The sequence below is a fragment of the Rhizobium sp. Leaf311 genome (genome assembly GCF_001423445.1).
Classification (GTDB): Bacteria; Pseudomonadota; Alphaproteobacteria; order Rhizobiales; family Rhizobiaceae; genus Agrobacterium.
Genome location: NZ_LMNZ01000001.1, coordinates 543,740 through 559,992, shown reverse-complemented (window position 1 = coordinate 559,992; position 16,253 = coordinate 543,740). Strand labels below are relative to the sequence as shown.

Below are 16,253 nucleotides of genomic sequence, written 5' to 3'. Positions count from 1 at the left end.
GCAAACGCAAAATCCGGCACGGCGACACAAGCAGCGGCGCTGAGCCAGCGGGCGGCGGGTTTTTCCACGACGATAGGCAGATCAGATACGTTGCAGCAGGGCTTCCATCTGCTCGGCAGCCGCACTCCATCCCTCTTCAAAGCCCATATCCTCGTGTGTCTGCTTGTCCTCTGCTGTCCAGTGCAGGGCGCGTGCGACATAACGCGTGGCGCCGTTTCCGGCATCCTCAAACGTCACATAGCCCGTCATGAAGGGTCTGTCTCCGGGCACCCAGCCCTCCCGGAACGCGTCGGTAAAAACCAGACGCTGGTTCTGGACGACATCCAGAAACACGCCGAGATTTTCATAAATTTCTCCGGTCGGCGCGTGCATGACGGTATTGAAGGCTCCGCCCGGGCGCAGATCGATCACGGCCTGCGAGGTCTGGTAAGGTCGAGGCGCCCACCACTGGATCAGCAATTCAGGGTCCGCCCAGACACGAAAGACCTTTTCCGGCGGAGCATTGACGATGCGGCTTAACGACAATTCATGCTCTGCAATCTTTGGCATTGTTTGTCCCTCGTCCCCAGGAAGAGGCCAACCATATAGTATTTCAGCATCTTCGGTAAGACCTTGCCTGCAAGGGCTTTGCGAGGCGATCCCCACTGCCCGTCAGGGCTGCCCTGGCCCGGTTTTAAGACGTCGCCAGAACGTCACTTTGGCGCCGCTCGAAGCGTGAGAGGCCGCAGACAAGGCCAAGATAGGCCCAGTAATACATCAAGGTGATGGTCGGCGAGGAAATCCAGAAGAGGAAAACCGCATAGGAGCCAGCCCGCAGCAGCGGATGCGGAGACTGCAGGATGATGCGGAAAATCATCACCAGAAACGCGGCAAGAAACACGAGACCGACAAGGCCCAGCTCCGATAGCGTCTCGGCGTAGACATTGTTCGGAATGGCCTTTTCCTTGTCGACCGCATAATCATTGCGGGTGAAATCCCAACGCAGACGTCCGGGCACATTGAACCCGTATTGGGAAATGCCGACGCCGATGGACAGGTTGTCCTGAAACATGCCGAAAGCTTCGATAGCCGTGTTGGTACGGTCGCTGATCGACGATGTGTCGCTGTCGTCGGAAATCTTGTCGAAGACAAAGGTTTCAAGCAGGGGGGAACCGAGGATCAGGGCGGGCACGATAACGAGCAGCACCTTTATCTTCGACGCTGCATATTTCCCCTTGAGCATCCAGTAGAGCCCTGCGGCAGTCAGGCCCAAAAGGGCCGTGGTCGAAAAGGTCAGGAGAGCCGCGAGCAGCAGCAGCAAGGCCCGCAGCCGGTAGCGCATGTGACATGCCAGCAGAAACGAGAGGATGAAGAACGGACCGGCATAGTTTCCTTCCAGAAATGTGGCAGCCCGGTAAAGGCGCATTCCCGCAAAATCGATCATCTGCGGATTGTCTGGCATACCCGGCAGGCTTGGCAGCGCCATGCCCGCAAGCGACATCAGGAACAGCGTGAAGTGAACGGCGGCGGCGGCGAGCGCGCCTGCAATCCAGATATTTACCGCGAGCTTCGGTTTGAAATAGGCGGCATAGGCAACGAGGTTCAGCCCCAGCACGCAAAACAGCAGATATGCCGCCTTCGTCAGCCCGTCGATCTCGGGCGACCAGCGGGCCAGATGGGAGAAGTTTCCGACATTATCGAAAATTCTCAAGTTCATGAGAAGTGCGACGATGCAGTAGGCAGTCAGCAGAATGCCGAAGATGAGGATGGGCACATCGAAAACGTGAATGCGCATCATCGCAATCGCCGTCAGCCCCCACAGAAGGATCGCGATCTCGAAAATCTTCAGCGGGAATACGAAGTTCACCGTAAACAGCTGCATGAACGGCAAGGTCAGGATCAGCAGGAAGGCAGCCCATGGCACGGAACCGTCAAAACCCGTCGATGTCGCGACCTGTCTTGGCGCGCGGTAAAGCATGGAGTGCGCAAGGTCGCTCATGCCGCCAACCCTCTTTTTGCTGAAACGCCGAGCAGATCTGACCGCAGCAAAATACCGGCCATGACAAGAAGCAGGCCCGTCAGCGCTCCAATTAAGGCCATCATGTTGCGGGGCGGCCCGGCCCGGCGCAAGGGAAAGGACGCGGGATCGATGACGCGCGATTGCTCCTGCACGGCCCCGGCCTGCTGCGACAATTGCTGCGTGCGCAACAGAAACTCCTCGTAGACCGATCGCTGCGATGCGAGATTTCTCTCAAGTTCGCGAAGCGTGACCATCGTGGCGTCGTTTTCGTTCAACTGGCCTTTCGTCTGGTCGAGCCGGGCGGTGAGCAACCTGTTCTGTTCTTCAAGCGTCTTGACATTGCGGGCAGCGGCATCGGCGTGGTTGCGCAATTCGCCATCCAGAACCCTTGTTATCGCCCTGCTCCGTTCCTGCGCAGCCTGATAGGATGGATGGCGCGCTCCCACTGAAGCAGCCAGAACATTCAGCTCTTCCCTGCTCTGATCGTATCGCGCGCGGAGTTGGACGATCGCCCGGCTGAGATTGATATCCGGCACCGAGGGGCGGTAGGCCGGATCCGCCCGCATCTTGCTCAACTCCGCCGAAATGGCCTTCTGCTGGGCAATTCTGGCCGCCAGATCGGAAACCTGATTGTTCAGTTCGGTCACCTGCCCGGCAATATCGGATTGACCGTTGATCAGCGCGATATTGTGTTTGGCGCGATAGTCCGTCACAGCACGGTCCGCCGCCTCCACCGCCGCCTTCAGGTTCTGCAACTGTTGGGACAGGCTGGAACCGGTCCGCCGCAATGCCTCGGCGCTGCTGTCCTGACGTGTTTGGAAGTAGATGTTGGGTATCTGTCTTGCAATCCGTATCGCACGCTCAGGCTTGGTATCGGTGATTTTCACTTCGATGACAAAGCTGTCTCCGATGCGCTTGAGCTTGACGGCATCCCGCAATTTCTCGAGCGCGAGCACCTTCCTGCGCGCCTCGTCGGGATAGTGTGGCGACGCCGCACCAAAGTCCGGGTCATCAGCGAGGTTCTCGTTCTCTACAACCCTCTCCAGCACCAGATCGGACGTGATGACGCTCTGTTGGCTCAACACCTCAAGGTCCGCAGAACGCTGCTGCTCGGGCCTTTGAAGATCGGACTCGAAAATGCGCGTCCCCTCGGGATCGAGAAGGATTTGCGTGTAGATGAAGTAATAGTTCGGCACCGCAAACGATGCCGCATAGGGAACAAGCGCGCCAAGAAGGGTGACAAGGCAGACCAGCAGTTTCCGGCGCCAGAGCGCTACCGCCACATCGGCAAGTCTCACCAGACCACTGACGGGGTGAGTGCGAAAACCGGGACTGCGATCGGCTGTAACTGACATCTCAGGCAGCGGGCGCAGGAAACGGCGGCTGGCACCGCGGATTTGGCCACAAGGCGGCAAAGTGAGAAAACCGATCCGTCACCAGCGCAGAAACACCCTTCAACATCGCCTGGTTACCAGCCTCTTGTTCGCGTTGCGCCGACATTGCGCAGCCGCAGCAGGCTCGGACCGCGCCGGGCGAACCTCAATCGGAATGAAACGGCACTTGCGCCGATTTAATTCAATTGCCGAATTTACAGCCCAACCCATTAAGAATTGGTGTTGGCGGCAAGGCAGGTGCGCACCTCAGACCCGCCTTCCCGGGGTCTTGCGACTTGGTGATCTGGCCGCCGGCATTTCCGTTCCAGAAGGCCAGACAATGCCGAGCGGCCCAGGGATCACGCGTTGCTCAATGTCCGCTGGACGGCCTTTTTCCAGCCCTTGATCTTCCGTTCGCGCGTTTCATCGTCCATCTGCGGTTCAAACCGGCGATCCCGTGACCAGGCGTCGGAGAACGCCTTCATATCCGGCCAGACACCGGCCTTACTGCCCGCCAGCCAGGCTGCGCCCAGCGCCGTCGTTTCCAGTATCACTGGCCGATCGACAGGCGCATCGATAAGGTCTGACAGGCGCTGCATCGTCCAGTCGGATGCCACCATCCCGCCATCGACGCGCAGCACGGTATCGCCATTGGCGTTTTTCCAGTCCTTGTGCATGGCATCCAGCAGGTCGCCGGTCTGGTAGCAGACGGCTTCCAGCGCCGCACGCGCAAATTCTGCAGGACCGGTGCCGCGCGTGAGGCCGAACATTGCGCCTCTTGCCTCCGCATCCCACCAGGGTGCGCCAAGGCCGACAAAGGCAGGCACGAGATAAACATCCTGAGCTGGATCGGCCTTTTCGGCCAGAGCACCGGTTTCCGATGCCGAACCGATAACCTTCAAACCATCGCGCAGCCACTGAACCGCCGCCCCGGCCACGAAGATGGAGCCCTCCAGCGCGTAGATCGTCTTGCCGTCCAGCCGATAGGCGATGGTCGTCAGAAGCCGGTTCTTGGAACGCACCATGTCTTCGCCGGTATTGAGAAGGGCAAAGCAGCCAGTGCCGTAGGTGGATTTCAGCATGCCCGGTTCAAAACATGCCTGCCCGATCACGGCTGCGTGCTGGTCTCCCGCAACGCCGAGGATCGGGATTGGGGCGCCGAAGAGTTCCTCGTCGGCAACACCGAACTCTGCTGCGCAATCCAGAACCTGAGGAAGAACGGATGGGGGAACATCCAGAATCTCGAGAAGCTGCTTGTCCCAGACGTTCTTTTCAATGTTGAACATCAAAGTACGCGAGGCATTGGTGGCGTCCGTCACGAAGGACTTGCCGCCGGTCAGGCGCCAGATCAGAAAGGTATCGACGGTGCCGAAACACAACTCGCCCTTTTCCGCACGCTTGCGCGCGCCCTTGACCTTTGACAGCAGCCAGGAAAGCTTGGTGCCGGAAAAATAGGGGTCTAGCAGCAGGCCGGTCTTCTTAACAAAAACCTTTTCATGGCCGTCCTTCTTCAGCTTTTCGCAAAGCTTGGCGGTGCGCCGATCCTGCCAGACAATGGCGTTGTGCAGCGGCTTGCCAGTCTCCCGCTCCCATAAAAGCGTCGTCTCGCGCTGATTGGTGATGCCGATGGCGGCAATGTCGGCGGCCTTCAAACCAGCCTTTTCCAGCGCCTGCCTGATTGACCAGACAACGCTTTCCCAGATTTCCTCCGGATCATGCTCCACCCAGCCGGAGTCCGGGAAAATCTGGCGAAATTCCTTCTGCGCCGTGCCCGCAACCTGCATCGACCCATCGAAGATGATGGCCCGTGTCGATGTCGTACCCTGATCGATGGCGAGAATATAACCGCCCATGCATGCCTCCCGCAAATCAATGTCGCGCAACACAATATGCGCGGCCTGCAATGTCAAGCCACGCCGTTGTCATCAGCCCCGTGAAATCCGATTGCCACCTCCCCCGGTTTAAGCATAACCTGATGTAAATCGTTGCAACGTTATATAAAAAGGGGAACGCATGCATCGGACAGTCATCGTAACAGGCTCGACCAGCGGCATCGGCCTGGCAATAGCGCAGGCTTTCGCCAATGACGGCTGCAACGTGATGCTGAATGGTTTCGGCGACGAACACCAGATTGAAGACACGCGTCTTCTGATGGAAGCGGAAAGCGGCACTCGCATTCTCTACCATCCGGCCGACATGACCAGACCGGACGAGATTGCCGATCTGGTCAAGGTAACCCATGAAAAGCTCGGATCGGTGGACATTCTCGTCAATAATGCGGGCGTTCAGCACGTCGCACCCGTCGATGAATTTCCGCCGGAAAAATGGGATCAGATCATCGCCATCAATCTCACCAGTTCCTTTCACACCATGCGCGCGGTCATCCCTTTGATGAAAGCCGCCGGGAAGGGACGCATCATCAATATTGCCTCGGCCCACGGGCTTGTCGCCTCACCCTACAAATCTGCCTATGTGGCGGCAAAACATGGTATTATCGGGCTGACGAAATCCGCCGCACTGGAACTTGCGCAGAGCGGTATTACCGTGAATGCCATCTGCCCCGGCTATGTGCTGACCTCGCTTGTGGAAAAGCAGATTCCCGACACCGCCAGAACACGCGGTATCAGCGAGGAAGAGGTCAAGAACGATGTTCTGTTACGGCTGCAGGCGACGAAGGAATTCGTGAAGGTCGATGATGTCGCGGCAACGGCCATTTTTCTGGCCAGTGATGCGGCCAGTCAGATCACCGGAACACACATCTCGATAGACGGCGGCTGGACGGCCCAATAACGATAACGCATACGAAGGCACGGCATGAAAGACGCAATCAGCTTCATCCTCAACAATGAGAGTGTATCGCTCAAAGACTTTGGTCCAACCGACACGCTGCTCGATTATCTGAGGCTGCGAAAAAGACTGACCGGCACCAAGGAAGGCTGCGCCGAAGGCGACTGTGGCGCCTGCACGGTGCTGATCGGGCGGCTGGTGGACGGATCTCTGCGCTATGAGACCGTCAATGCCTGCATTCGTTTCGTCGGTTCCCTGCACGGCACCCATATCGTGACCATCGAGCATCTGGCGGGCAAGGATGGCGTGCTGCACCCCGTTCAGCAGGCCATGGTGGATTTTCACGGATCGCAATGCGGTTTCTGCACACCGGGTTTCGTCATGTCGCTCTATGGCCTGTGGCTGACCAGCGACAAGCCGTCACGTTCCGATATCGAAAAGGCCTTGCAGGGCAATCTCTGTCGCTGCACCGGTTATGAGCCGATCATCCGTGCCGCAGAAAGCGTTACGGCCGCAAAGCCAAGCACGCTGTTCGACCCCATAGAGCGCGACCGCGCCAGCATCATGTCGCGTCTGTGGGCCATTCCACTGAATGAGACCATTGTCGTAAGCAGCAATGGCTGTCGCACCATCATTCCCGGTAATCTCACGGAATTTACCGCCGCCTATGGCGCAGAACCCAAGGCAACCATCGTGGCCGGCTCCACCGATGTGGGCCTGTGGGTGACGAAACAGATGCGGGCGTTAAACCCTGTCATCTTCATCAATCACTTAAGCGAGCTGCAATCCATTGCGGTGGAAGAAAACGGCATTTCCATAGGCGCCGGCGTGACTTACGCCCAGGCGTTCTCCGTTCTTGCAAAGCATATACCCGCTTTCGGTCGCCTGATTGATCGTATCGGTGGCCAGCAGGTGCGCAACATGGGGACAATTGGCGGCAACGTCGCCAATGGCTCCCCCATCGGCGATACGCCCCCTGCCCTGATATCGCTTGGTGCCACCTTGACCTTGCGCTCGACATCAGGCACCCGCTCCATGCCGCTTGAGACATTCTTTGTCGATTACGGCAAGCAGGACCGCTTCGCGGGCGAATTCGTGGAGAAGATCTTCGTGCCGTTCCAGGCGCAGGACAGCCACTTTGCGGTCTACAAGATTTCCAAACGGCGGGATGAGGATATCTCGGCGCTCTGCGCCGCCTATCATCTGCAACTGGGGCCAAACGGCACCGTTGACGACATCCGCATCGCCTTTGGCGGCATGGCCGCAACGCCGAAACGGGCCAGCCGTCTGGAACAGGCCTTGATGGGCAAAGTCTGGAACACAGACACCATCGAAGCGGCCCGCGATGCCATCGATGAGGATTTCCAGCCGCTGACGGATTGGCGTGCCACAGCCGAATATCGGCTGCTGACCGCAAAGAACCTGCTGACCCGCTTCTTTCTCGAGACATCCGGGCAAGGCCAGGAGTTGCAACGCTTCGCGCTGGCGGAGGTGTGAGACATGGATACAACAACATTCAAATCCGAAAAAACAGTCGTTGAGGGCAAGATGCATGGCTCGTTGCGACATGATTCAGCGCATAAGCATGTAACCGGAAGTGCCGAATATATTGACGATATTCCCGAACCTGCGGGCATGATCCACGGCGCCATCGGCATGGCGGACCGCGCCCATGCCGAAATCGTGGCCATGGATCTCTCCGAAGTCGAGGCCACACCGGGGGTTCTGTGGGTCATGACGGGCAAGGACGTGCCCGGCGAAAACGATGTGTCATCCGGCGGTCGTCACGACGAACCATTGCTGGCGGAAACGCTGGTGGAATTTCACGGCCAGCCGATCTTTGCCGTCTTCGCCGAAAACCGTGACATTGCCCGCAAGGCAGCACGCAAGGCCAAGATTACCTACAAGGATCTGCCCCACTGGACCGACATAGACACTGCCATGGAGAACGGCGAGCCGCTGGTTACACCGGGCATGGTCCTGCAGCGTGGCGATGCGGCACTGGAGATGGATGTCGCGCCGCGCCGCCTGACCGGCTCCATGCGGATCGGCGGTCAGGAGCACTTCTATCTGGAAGGCCACATTGCCATGGCGGTGCCGGGCGAAGATGACGAGGTCACTGTGTGGAGTTCCACACAGCACCCAAGCGAAATCCAGCACATCGTCAGCCATATCATGCAGGTGCCCTCCAATGCCGTGACCGTGCAGGTCAGGCGAATGGGCGGCGGTTTTGGCGGCAAGGAAACGCAGGGCAACCAGTTTGCAGCGCTTTGCGCCATCGCCGCCAAGAAGCTCAATCGGGCGGTCAAGATGCGACCCGACCGCGACGAGGACATGACCGCTACAGGCAAGCGCCACGATTTCCGCGTGGATTACGAGGTGGGCTTCGATGAGGAAGGCCGCATTCACGCAGTCGACGCCACCTATGCCGCCCGCTGCGGTTATTCCTCCGACCTTTCCGGCCCGGTGACGGACCGCGCCCTGTTCCATGCGGATTCCAGCTATTTCTACCCGCATGTAAAGCTTCAGTCGAAGCCCTTGAAAACGCACACCGTTTCCAACACCGCCTTTCGCGGCTTCGGCGGGCCGCAGGGAATGCTGGGGGCCGAGCGTTTCATCGAGGAAATAGCCTATGCGGTGGGCAAGGACCCGCTCGAAATCCGCAAGCTGAATTTCTACGGCCAGAAGGATTCGGGCCGTACCACCACCCCCTACCACCAGGAGGTGGAGGACAACATCATCGCCCGTATCGTGGAGGAGCTGGAGACCTCCAGCGATTATCAGGCGAGACGCCAGTCAATCATCGACTTCAACAGAACAAGCCCTGTCATCCGCAAGGGCATTGCGTTGACGCCGGTAAAATTCGGCATTTCCTTCACCATGACCGCCTTCAACCAGGCGGGGGCGCTGGTGCATGTCTATAATGATGGCTCCATCCACCTGAACCATGGCGGCACGGAGATGGGACAGGGCCTTTACACCAAGGTTGCCCAGGTCATTGCCGACGCGTTTCAGGTGGATATCGGCCGCGTCAAGATTACCGCCACAACCACGGGCAAGGTGCCGAACACATCCGCAACAGCCGCATCTTCCGGCACGGATCTGAACGGCATGGCAGCCTATGATGCAGCACGCCAGATCAAGGAACGGCTGGTCAAATTCGCCATGGAAAAATGGAATGTCGGCGAAGGAGACGTGACCTTTCTGCCGAACCGCATTCGCGTGGGAACGGAGGAAATCGCCTTTGACGATTTCATCAAGCAGGCCTATTTCGCGCGCGTCCAGCTTTCCGCCGCAGGCTTTTACAAGACTCCGAAAATCCACTGGGACCGCAACGCTGGCAAAGGCACGCCCTTCTATTATTTCGCCTATGGCGCCTCCGTGTCGGAGGTTTCCATCGATACGCTGACCGGCGAATATATGATGGAGCGCACCGATATTCTCCACGATGTCGGCAAATCGCTAAACCCGGCAATCGACATCGGACAGGTGGAAGGCGGCTTCATTCAGGGCATGGGCTGGCTGACTACCGAGGAATTGTGGTGGGATGCGAAGGGGCGGCTGCGCACCCATGCGCCCTCCACTTACAAGATACCGCTGGCCTCCGACCGTCCGAAGATCTTCGATGTGAGGCTGGCGGAATGGGCCGAAAACGCAGAACCGACCATCGGGCGGTCCAAGGCTGTGGGCGAACCGCCCTTCATGCTGGCAATCTCGGTGCTGGAGGCGCTCTCCATGGCCGTAGCCAGCGTTGCGGATTACAAGGTCTGCCCAAGGCTGGACGCACCTGCGACGCCTGAGAGGGTGTTGATGGCGGTGGAGCGGCTGAAGCGGGTGTGAAAGCATGACGATTGCCGACACCACGCTCAGCGCCTTTCTACAGGGGAATGATTCCGTCATCCTGATAGAAATCGCGTCCGTAAAGGGTTCCGCGCCACGAGAGGCAGGAACCTTTATGCTCGTGTCGCGAGACCGGATCTGGCAGACGATCGGCGGCGGGCAGTTCGAATATATGGCAATCGACCATGCGCGCGCCATGCTGGCAGGCACGACAGCGATTGACAGCCTGGATATCGCTCTGGGTCCGGAAATCGGGCAGTGCTGCGGTGGCAGAACGCTGATCAGATTTTCTAAAGTCACGCCGGCCATCGCTGACGATTTGAAAAATCGCTGGCAAAGTGAGGAGGACGCCTACCCCGCTGTGTTCCTCTTTGGCGCAGGCCATGTCGGAAGGGCTCTGGCGCAAGCGATGGCGCTTCTGCCCCTCGCCGTGACCGTCGTTGAAACGCGACGGGATGAACTGGTTGGACTTTCCGAAAGCGTTACATCGCATCTGGCTCCGATGCCGGAAGCTCTGGTCAAAACCATTCCGCCGGGTGGATCGGTGGTGATCGTCACCCATGATCACGCACTGGACTTCCTGATTGCGCGCGAGGCTTTGGCGCGACAAGACCTGGCCTATGTCGGGATGATCGGCTCACAGACCAAACGCGCAACCTTCTCGCACTGGCTAAGCCGCGAGGGTGCGCCGCCCTCGATGATCGAGCGCCTCATCCTGCCGATTGGCGGCAGCATCGTGAAGGACAAACGCCCGCAGGTCATAGCATCCTTGGTGGCAAGCGAAGTGCTTCACGCAATTCATCGCTTTGACGAGGCTGCTCCCGCCCCCTTTGGCCACGACCATCCAGCAAGCCAAGATCGCGCTTGACCTGAAGCGTCGCCTCACTGGGCAGCAACACGGTGGGCCGATCCGGTCCCGGCTGTGGCATTTGGATTGTCCGCAGGCGCGCAAACAGGGCTGACCAGACGCTGAAAGCGACTGTACGCATTCGATTTCTCCTGAGCTTTTTTGATGCTATGAGAGAGAAATGCACCTGATTTCCGGGAAAAACCAATGAAACTTTCGACGGTATGGATGAAGAGAGATTATCCATGAAAATGTCACGCAACGTTCCCCTGAACGCCCTTCGTGTGCTGGAAAGTGCAGCCCGTCACCTGAGCTTCACCAAGGCTGGCGAAGAACTTGGCATGACGCAGACGGCGGTCAGCTACCAGATCAAACTGCTTGAGGACTTCATCGGTGCGGCCCTGTTCGTGCGCAAGCCGCGGCAGGTCACGTTGACATCGGTGGGTGAGCGACTGTCGCAACAGGCCAATACGGCCTTTTCGATCCTGGAGACCGCCATCGCGGAGGCAAGGACAGGAACGGGTGATGTCCTCATCGTTTCCCCCACCCCCACATTCGCGCAGCAATGGCTTGCGCGCAGGCTGGGCGTGTTTCAGGCGCGACACCCAAAGATCGCGGTGCATCTGGCGCTCTCCAACGACATCGTCGATTTCGCCCGCGACAATGTCGATGTCGGCATACGCTGGGGCAAGGGCGACTGGCCGGGCCTGATCGGCCACCGGATCATGCGGCTGGATTTTGCGCCGGTCGTCAGCCCGTTGCTGCTGGAAAAACATGGTCCGCTGAAGACACCCGCTGATCTGCTGAAACTGACGATCATCAGCCCGAATGATGTCTGGTGGAAACACTGGTTTACGGAAGCGGGCGTGGACGCCTCGGAGCTCGACACGCGCACCGGCAGCAGTTTCGGTTTTCAAAATCTCGAGGCACAGGCGGCCATGGCCGGTCATGGCGTGGCGATCGTCAATCCGGCCCATTTTGCCGATGACATCGCCGCCGGTCGCATGGTTCAGCCCTTCGATCTCGTCTGCAATGATGGCCGCGACTATTGGCTCGTCTACCAGGAAAGCCGTCGAAACATTCCAAAGATCAAGGCGTTTCGCGACTGGATGCTGGAGGAGTTCCCGCCGGAGCCGTGATCCACAGTCCTTATGTGACAATCCTGCGTACAAAGCGCTGTTGCCTCTTTTCTAACGCCCGAAATTCTCGCACAGTGCGGTGCAACGTCAGGGGAACATAATGTACGAATATGCCATTGCGTGGGAATGGATGGCCTTTGCCGTCCGCTGGCTGCACGTGATAACAGCGATTGCCTGGATCGGCTCCTCCTTCTACTTCATCGCGCTCGATCTCGGTTTGGTCAAACGCGCGCATCTGCCGGCCGGTGCCTATGGCGAAGAGTGGCAGGTCCACGGCGGCGGCTTCTACCACATCCAGAAATATCTGGTGGCGCCCGCGCAGATGCCGGAACATCTGACATGGTTCAAATGGGAGAGCTATGCCACTTGGCTTTCCGGCTTTGCGATGCTCTGTATCGTCTATTATGGCGGCGCGGATCTTTTCCTCATCGATCATTCCGTGCTGGAACTGACGCAGTTTCAGGCCATCTGTCTGTCGCTGGCATCGCTGGCTGTTGGCTGGGTGTTTTATGATCTTCTGTGCAAATCACCCATCGGCAACAACACCTGGGGCCTGATGGCGGTTCTTTACATCGCGCTGGTGGCGATGGCCTGGGGTTACACGCAGGTGTTTACGGGACGCGCTGCCTTCCTTCATCTGGGCGCGTTTACCGCTACCATCATGTCGGCCAATGTCTTCATGATCATCATTCCCAACCAGAAGATCGTTGTCGCGGACCTCATCGCCGGGCGCACGCCAGATCCGAAATACGGACGCATCGCCAAGCAGCGTTCTCTGCACAATAACTACCTGACGCTGCCCGTCATCTTCTTCATGTTGTCGAACCATTATCCGCTGGCCTTTGCCACCCAGTTCAACTGGATCATCGCGGCACTTGTCTTCCTGATGGGCGTCACGATCCGCCACTGGTTCAACACAACCCATGCCCGCAAAGGCAAGCCCACCTGGACATGGCTGGTCACGGCGCTGATCTTTCTTGTGATCATGTGGCTCTCTACCGTTCCGAAAATACTGACCGGCGAGCAGGAAGAAAAAGCCGCGACGCTCTCGCCGATACAGCAGCGTTTCGCAAGCGACGTGCATTTTGCATCTGCGCGGGACGTGGTGCAGGGCCGATGCTCCATGTGCCACGCCGCAGAACCAGTCTGGGAAGGCGTGCCTTTCACGCCCAAGGCAGTCCGACTGGAAACCGATGCCGAAATTGCGGCCCATGCGCGGGAAATCTATTTACAGGCAGGCCGTAGCCATGCCATGCCCCCCGGCAACATCACGGCGATTACGCCGCAAGAACGCAAGGTGCTGACTGCCTGGTACGAGAGCGCCCTGTCCCAAGGAAAAACGGAATGACCATGCTCCTGCTGCGCGGACGCCTGCTAAGCTTCAACCGCGCACCGCACTCCATATCTGATACGGCCAGCTATCTCTATGTGGAAGACGGGGGCCTGCTGATCGAAGACGGCAGGATCAGCGCTATCGGCGACTATGCGGACATCCGCGTCAAGGCGCCAGACGATGTCGAGGAAAAAGACCACCGCCCGCACCTCATCGTGCCAGGGCTGATCGACATGCATCTGCATTTCCCGCAAATGCAGGTCATCGGTTCCTATGCCGCAAATCTCCTTGAATGGCTCGATACTTACACTTTCCCAGAGGAATGCCGGTTTGTCGAAAGCGCCCATGCAGAGCGCATCGCCACGCATTTTTACGATGAACTCATCCGCCATGGCACCTCGACGGCCGTGGCCTATTGCTCGGTGCACAAGACCTCTGCCGATGCATTCTTTGCCGAGGCCATGAAGCGCAACATGCTGATGGTTGGCGGCAAGGTGATGATGGACCGCAACGCCCCGCAGGGTCTGCTGGATACGCCGCAACTGGGCTATGACGAGACCCGGCAGGTGATCGCCGACTGGCACGGCAAGGGCCGCAACCACGTCGCCATCACGCCGCGCTTTGCCATCACCTCCACGCCGCAACAGATGGAAGCGACACAGGCGCTGGCGCAGGAGTTTCCGGACCTGTTCATCCAGACGCATCTTTCCGAAAATATGGACGAGATCAAATACACCTGCGAGCTCTACCCGGATGCGATCGACTATACGGATATCTATGTGCGCTATGGCCTGATGGGCAAGAAGACGCTTTTTGGCCACGCCATCCACCTTTCGGACCGTGAAGCGGATGTCCTGTCCGAAACAGGCGCCGTGGCCGTCCACTGCCCCACCTCCAACCTGTTTCTCGGCTCCGGTCTTTTCCCGATGAAACAGCTGCAGCGCCGCGAAAAGCCGGTCCGCATCGCTGTCGCCACAGATATTGGCGGTGGCTCAAGCTATTCCATGCTGCGCACGATGGATGAGGCCTACAAAATCCAGCAGTTGCTGGGTGAGCGTCTGAACCCGCTGGAAAGCTGGTACATGATGACCCGCGGCAATGCCGAGGCCCTATCCATGGTTGATCGCATCGGCACGCTGGAGCCAGGAACGGATGCGGATATCGCAGTTCTCAACGCCGCCTCCACTCCCGCCATGGCGCTGAAAATGGAAGTTGTCACCAGCCTGACAGAAGAACTGTTTCTGATGCTGACAATGGGCGACGACAGAACAGTAGAAGAAACTTATATTGCCGGGAAACCTGTAAAAAGCATAATTTAATATTCGAATTTATCGATATTATCGTAGCTAAAACATGCAGATAATTTTAAGTATATTTAAATAGTACCTAAATAGTTTCCGCTCGACAGCTTTAGTCTTGAGCGCCATGACGGCATGCTCGCACTGTCATGCAAATAAATCCCCCGTTCCGAGCTGTTTTGCTCCGAAGTGATTGAATCCGCCGCCCTCCCCGGCCACCCCTTCGGACGCCTCGTGTTTCGGCTAGAACCTCAAAGCGAGGACGAATGTCGTTTTTAGAAAATGCGAGCATACGCACGAAAATACTGACCTTGATTATACCCCTATGTATCGTCGGGTTGGCAGCCACTGCCTTCGTTTCCAGCAGGTACAAACAAGGGGATACTGATTACTCGGATTTCCTCGCCAAGGAAATAAAGGCGAGCATCGAAATCGCAAGAGCAAACCGCAATCTGGCGGCGACCGCCTATGGCGCCTATCAGATGATGGTCTATTCAATCAACGATCCTGCAATCGCGAAAGCATTGGATTATTACAAGGATAGCAAAACAAAGCTCTTTGAGCGTCTTGAGAAAGTTAAGGCGTTGCTGCCTGAAGAAGCTAAAAATATCGACCCCTTGATGACAAGGGCAAAAGAAATCGTAGCCCTGACGGATCGCAGTGTCGAACTGGCGCAAGCGGAAAAGGATGATGAGGCGAAAGCCCTGCTCGCAAAAGTCGACGCGCTGGTCCTTCCGCTGGCGTCGGACAATGCCGCGTTTCTCGACAGGATCGTGAAAGAAGTAGACGCAAGAAGCGACGAACTGACCGCACAGACCGATTCAACGATCTTCAACTCGTTGCTGGTCATCGGCCTTACATTCGCGCTCGGCATCATCGCTGCGCTCATCGTTGCAGCCAAGGGGATCACGACGCCGATTTCGGCGCTGCGGGAGCGCATGATTTCGCTTGCCCAGGGCAACGCGACGGCACCGGTGGAAGGACAGCATCGCCGCGACGAAGTGGGTCAGATGGCAAAGGCTGTCTCCGTCTTCCGCGATAACCAACTGGAGCGCACACGTCTGGAAAGTGAAGCGGCTGCAACGCGTAACCTGTCCGAGAAGGAGCGCAACGAGCGCGAAGCCCAAAAGGCGAAGGATGCGGCGGATACGCAGTTTGCCGTGGATCGGCTGGCTGAAGGCCTTGGTCGCCTTGCCGATGGCGACGTCACCTGCCGCATCGACACTCCCTTTGTCAGCCATCTCGATACGTTGCGCAACAACTTCAACGATTCCGTCGGCAACCTTAACAACGCACTACGCGCGGTTGGCCAGAATGCCCGTGGCATCGATGCCGGCGCAAACGAGATCCGCTCCGCTGCAGACGATCTTTCCAAGCGCACCGAGCAGCAGGCCGCATCCGTCGAGGAAACCGCAGCTGCACTGGAAGAAATCACCACCACGGTGAAGGATTCCAGCCGTCGCGCCGAAGAAGTGGGCGGCCTTGTTGCCAAGGCCCGTCAGGGTGCGGAAAAATCCGGTGACGTCGTGCGTCAGGCCGTGACTGCCATGAATGAAATCGAGCGCTCCTCGGGCGAGATCACCAACATCATCAGCGTCATCGATGAAATTGCCTTCCAGACCAACCTGCTGGCGCTC

At 58.1% G+C, this 16,253-nt stretch carries 12 protein-coding genes; 8 read left to right on the top strand and 4 right to left on the bottom strand.

What is annotated here, in order from left to right; translation table 11 throughout:
- Window positions 1–81: 81 nt before the first annotated feature.
- The 4 genes from ASF69_RS02645 to glpK all read right to left on the bottom strand — a co-directional run bounded on the left by ASF69_RS02645 (window position 82) and on the right by glpK (window position 5,225).
- Complete coding sequence (locus ASF69_RS02645) at window positions 82–549, bottom strand: SRPBCC family protein (protein WP_062585034.1); 468 nt, start codon at window positions 547–549, stop codon at window positions 82–84.
- Between the two features lie 124 nt (window positions 550–673).
- Window positions 674–1,978 carry an O-antigen ligase family protein gene (locus tag ASF69_RS02640; RefSeq protein ID WP_062585032.1) on the bottom strand — a complete coding sequence of 435 codons (1,305 nt, stop codon included), beginning with the start codon at window positions 1,976–1,978 and terminating at the stop codon, window positions 674–676.
- Complete coding sequence (locus tag ASF69_RS02635) at window positions 1,975–3,354, bottom strand: GumC family protein (protein WP_156461967.1); 1,380 nt, start codon at window positions 3,352–3,354, stop codon at window positions 1,975–1,977. The genes ASF69_RS02640 and ASF69_RS02635 overlap by 4 nt, the downstream gene beginning before the upstream one ends.
- Window positions 3,355–3,731: 377 nt before the next feature.
- Window positions 3,732–5,225 carry a glycerol kinase GlpK gene (glpK, locus tag ASF69_RS02630; protein ID WP_062585615.1) on the bottom strand — a complete coding sequence of 498 codons (1,494 nt, stop codon included), beginning with the start codon at window positions 5,223–5,225 and terminating at the stop codon, window positions 3,732–3,734.
- Between the two features lie 160 nt (window positions 5,226–5,385).
- Here glpK and ASF69_RS02625 point away from each other — a divergent pair, with 160 nt between their 5' ends.
- The 8 genes from ASF69_RS02625 to ASF69_RS02590 all read left to right on the top strand — a co-directional run.
- A complete protein-coding gene (locus tag ASF69_RS02625; RefSeq protein WP_062585029.1) occupies window positions 5,386–6,162 on the top strand; it encodes a 3-hydroxybutyrate dehydrogenase in 777 nt (258 codons plus the stop codon).
- 24 nt (window positions 6,163–6,186) lie between these two features.
- Window positions 6,187–7,656, top strand: coding sequence for a xanthine dehydrogenase small subunit (gene xdhA, locus ASF69_RS02620; RefSeq protein ID WP_062585027.1), 1,470 nt, complete (start codon window positions 6,187–6,189; stop codon window positions 7,654–7,656).
- Window positions 7,657–7,659: 3 nt separating this feature from the next.
- Window positions 7,660–9,999 carry a xanthine dehydrogenase molybdopterin binding subunit gene (gene xdhB, locus ASF69_RS02615; protein WP_062585025.1) on the top strand — a complete coding sequence of 780 codons (2,340 nt, stop codon included), beginning with the start codon at window positions 7,660–7,662 and terminating at the stop codon, window positions 9,997–9,999.
- A gap of 4 nt (window positions 10,000–10,003) precedes the next feature.
- Window positions 10,004–10,867 carry a xanthine dehydrogenase accessory protein XdhC gene (gene xdhC, locus ASF69_RS02610; RefSeq protein WP_062585023.1) on the top strand — a complete coding sequence of 288 codons (864 nt, stop codon included), beginning with the start codon at window positions 10,004–10,006 and terminating at the stop codon, window positions 10,865–10,867.
- A gap of 224 nt (window positions 10,868–11,091) precedes the next feature.
- Entirely contained in the window at window positions 11,092–11,985 is an 894-nt protein-coding gene (gene gcvA, locus ASF69_RS02605) for a transcriptional regulator GcvA (protein WP_062585021.1), read from the top strand.
- Between the two features lie 100 nt (window positions 11,986–12,085).
- The gene (puuD, locus tag ASF69_RS02600; RefSeq protein ID WP_062585019.1) at window positions 12,086–13,333 is read left to right on the top strand and encodes a urate hydroxylase PuuD; all 1,248 of its coding nucleotides are present in this window, start codon (window positions 12,086–12,088) and stop codon (window positions 13,331–13,333) included.
- Window positions 13,330–14,637: a guanine deaminase gene (guaD, locus tag ASF69_RS02595; RefSeq protein ID WP_062585017.1), complete on the top strand. Its 1,308-nt coding sequence runs from the start codon at window positions 13,330–13,332 to the stop codon at window positions 14,635–14,637. Before puuD ends, guaD begins: the two co-directional genes overlap by 4 nt.
- Before the next feature lie 245 nt (window positions 14,638–14,882).
- On the top strand, window positions 14,883–16,253 hold a 1,371-nt coding region (locus ASF69_RS02590), incomplete at its 3' end, for a methyl-accepting chemotaxis protein (RefSeq protein WP_244475370.1).

Bases quoted from the DNA above. Each gene is read 5' to 3' on its own strand.
- ASF69_RS02635 (WP_156461967.1), bottom strand. From the start codon at position 3,354: ATGTCAGTTACAGCCGATCGCAGTCCCGGTTTTCGCACTCACCCCGTC.
- glpK (WP_062585615.1), bottom strand. From the start codon at position 5,225: ATGGGCGGTTATATTCTCGCCATCGATCAGGGTACGACATCGACACGG.
- xdhB (WP_062585025.1), top strand. From the start codon at position 7,660: ATGGATACAACAACATTCAAATCCGAAAAAACAGTCGTTGAGGGCAAG.
- xdhA (WP_062585027.1), top strand. From the start codon at position 6,187: ATGAAAGACGCAATCAGCTTCATCCTCAACAATGAGAGTGTATCGCTC.
- guaD (WP_062585017.1), top strand. From the start codon at position 13,330: ATGACCATGCTCCTGCTGCGCGGACGCCTGCTAAGCTTCAACCGCGCA.
- ASF69_RS02640 (WP_062585032.1), bottom strand. From the start codon at position 1,978: ATGAGCGACCTTGCGCACTCCATGCTTTACCGCGCGCCAAGACAGGTC.
- ASF69_RS02625 (WP_062585029.1), top strand. From the start codon at position 5,386: ATGCATCGGACAGTCATCGTAACAGGCTCGACCAGCGGCATCGGCCTG.
- xdhC (WP_062585023.1), top strand. From the start codon at position 10,004: ATGACGATTGCCGACACCACGCTCAGCGCCTTTCTACAGGGGAATGAT.
- gcvA (WP_062585021.1), top strand. From the start codon at position 11,092: ATGAAAATGTCACGCAACGTTCCCCTGAACGCCCTTCGTGTGCTGGAA.
- puuD (WP_062585019.1), top strand. From the start codon at position 12,086: ATGTACGAATATGCCATTGCGTGGGAATGGATGGCCTTTGCCGTCCGC.
- ASF69_RS02645 (WP_062585034.1), bottom strand. From the start codon at position 549: ATGCCAAAGATTGCAGAGCATGAATTGTCGTTAAGCCGCATCGTCAAT.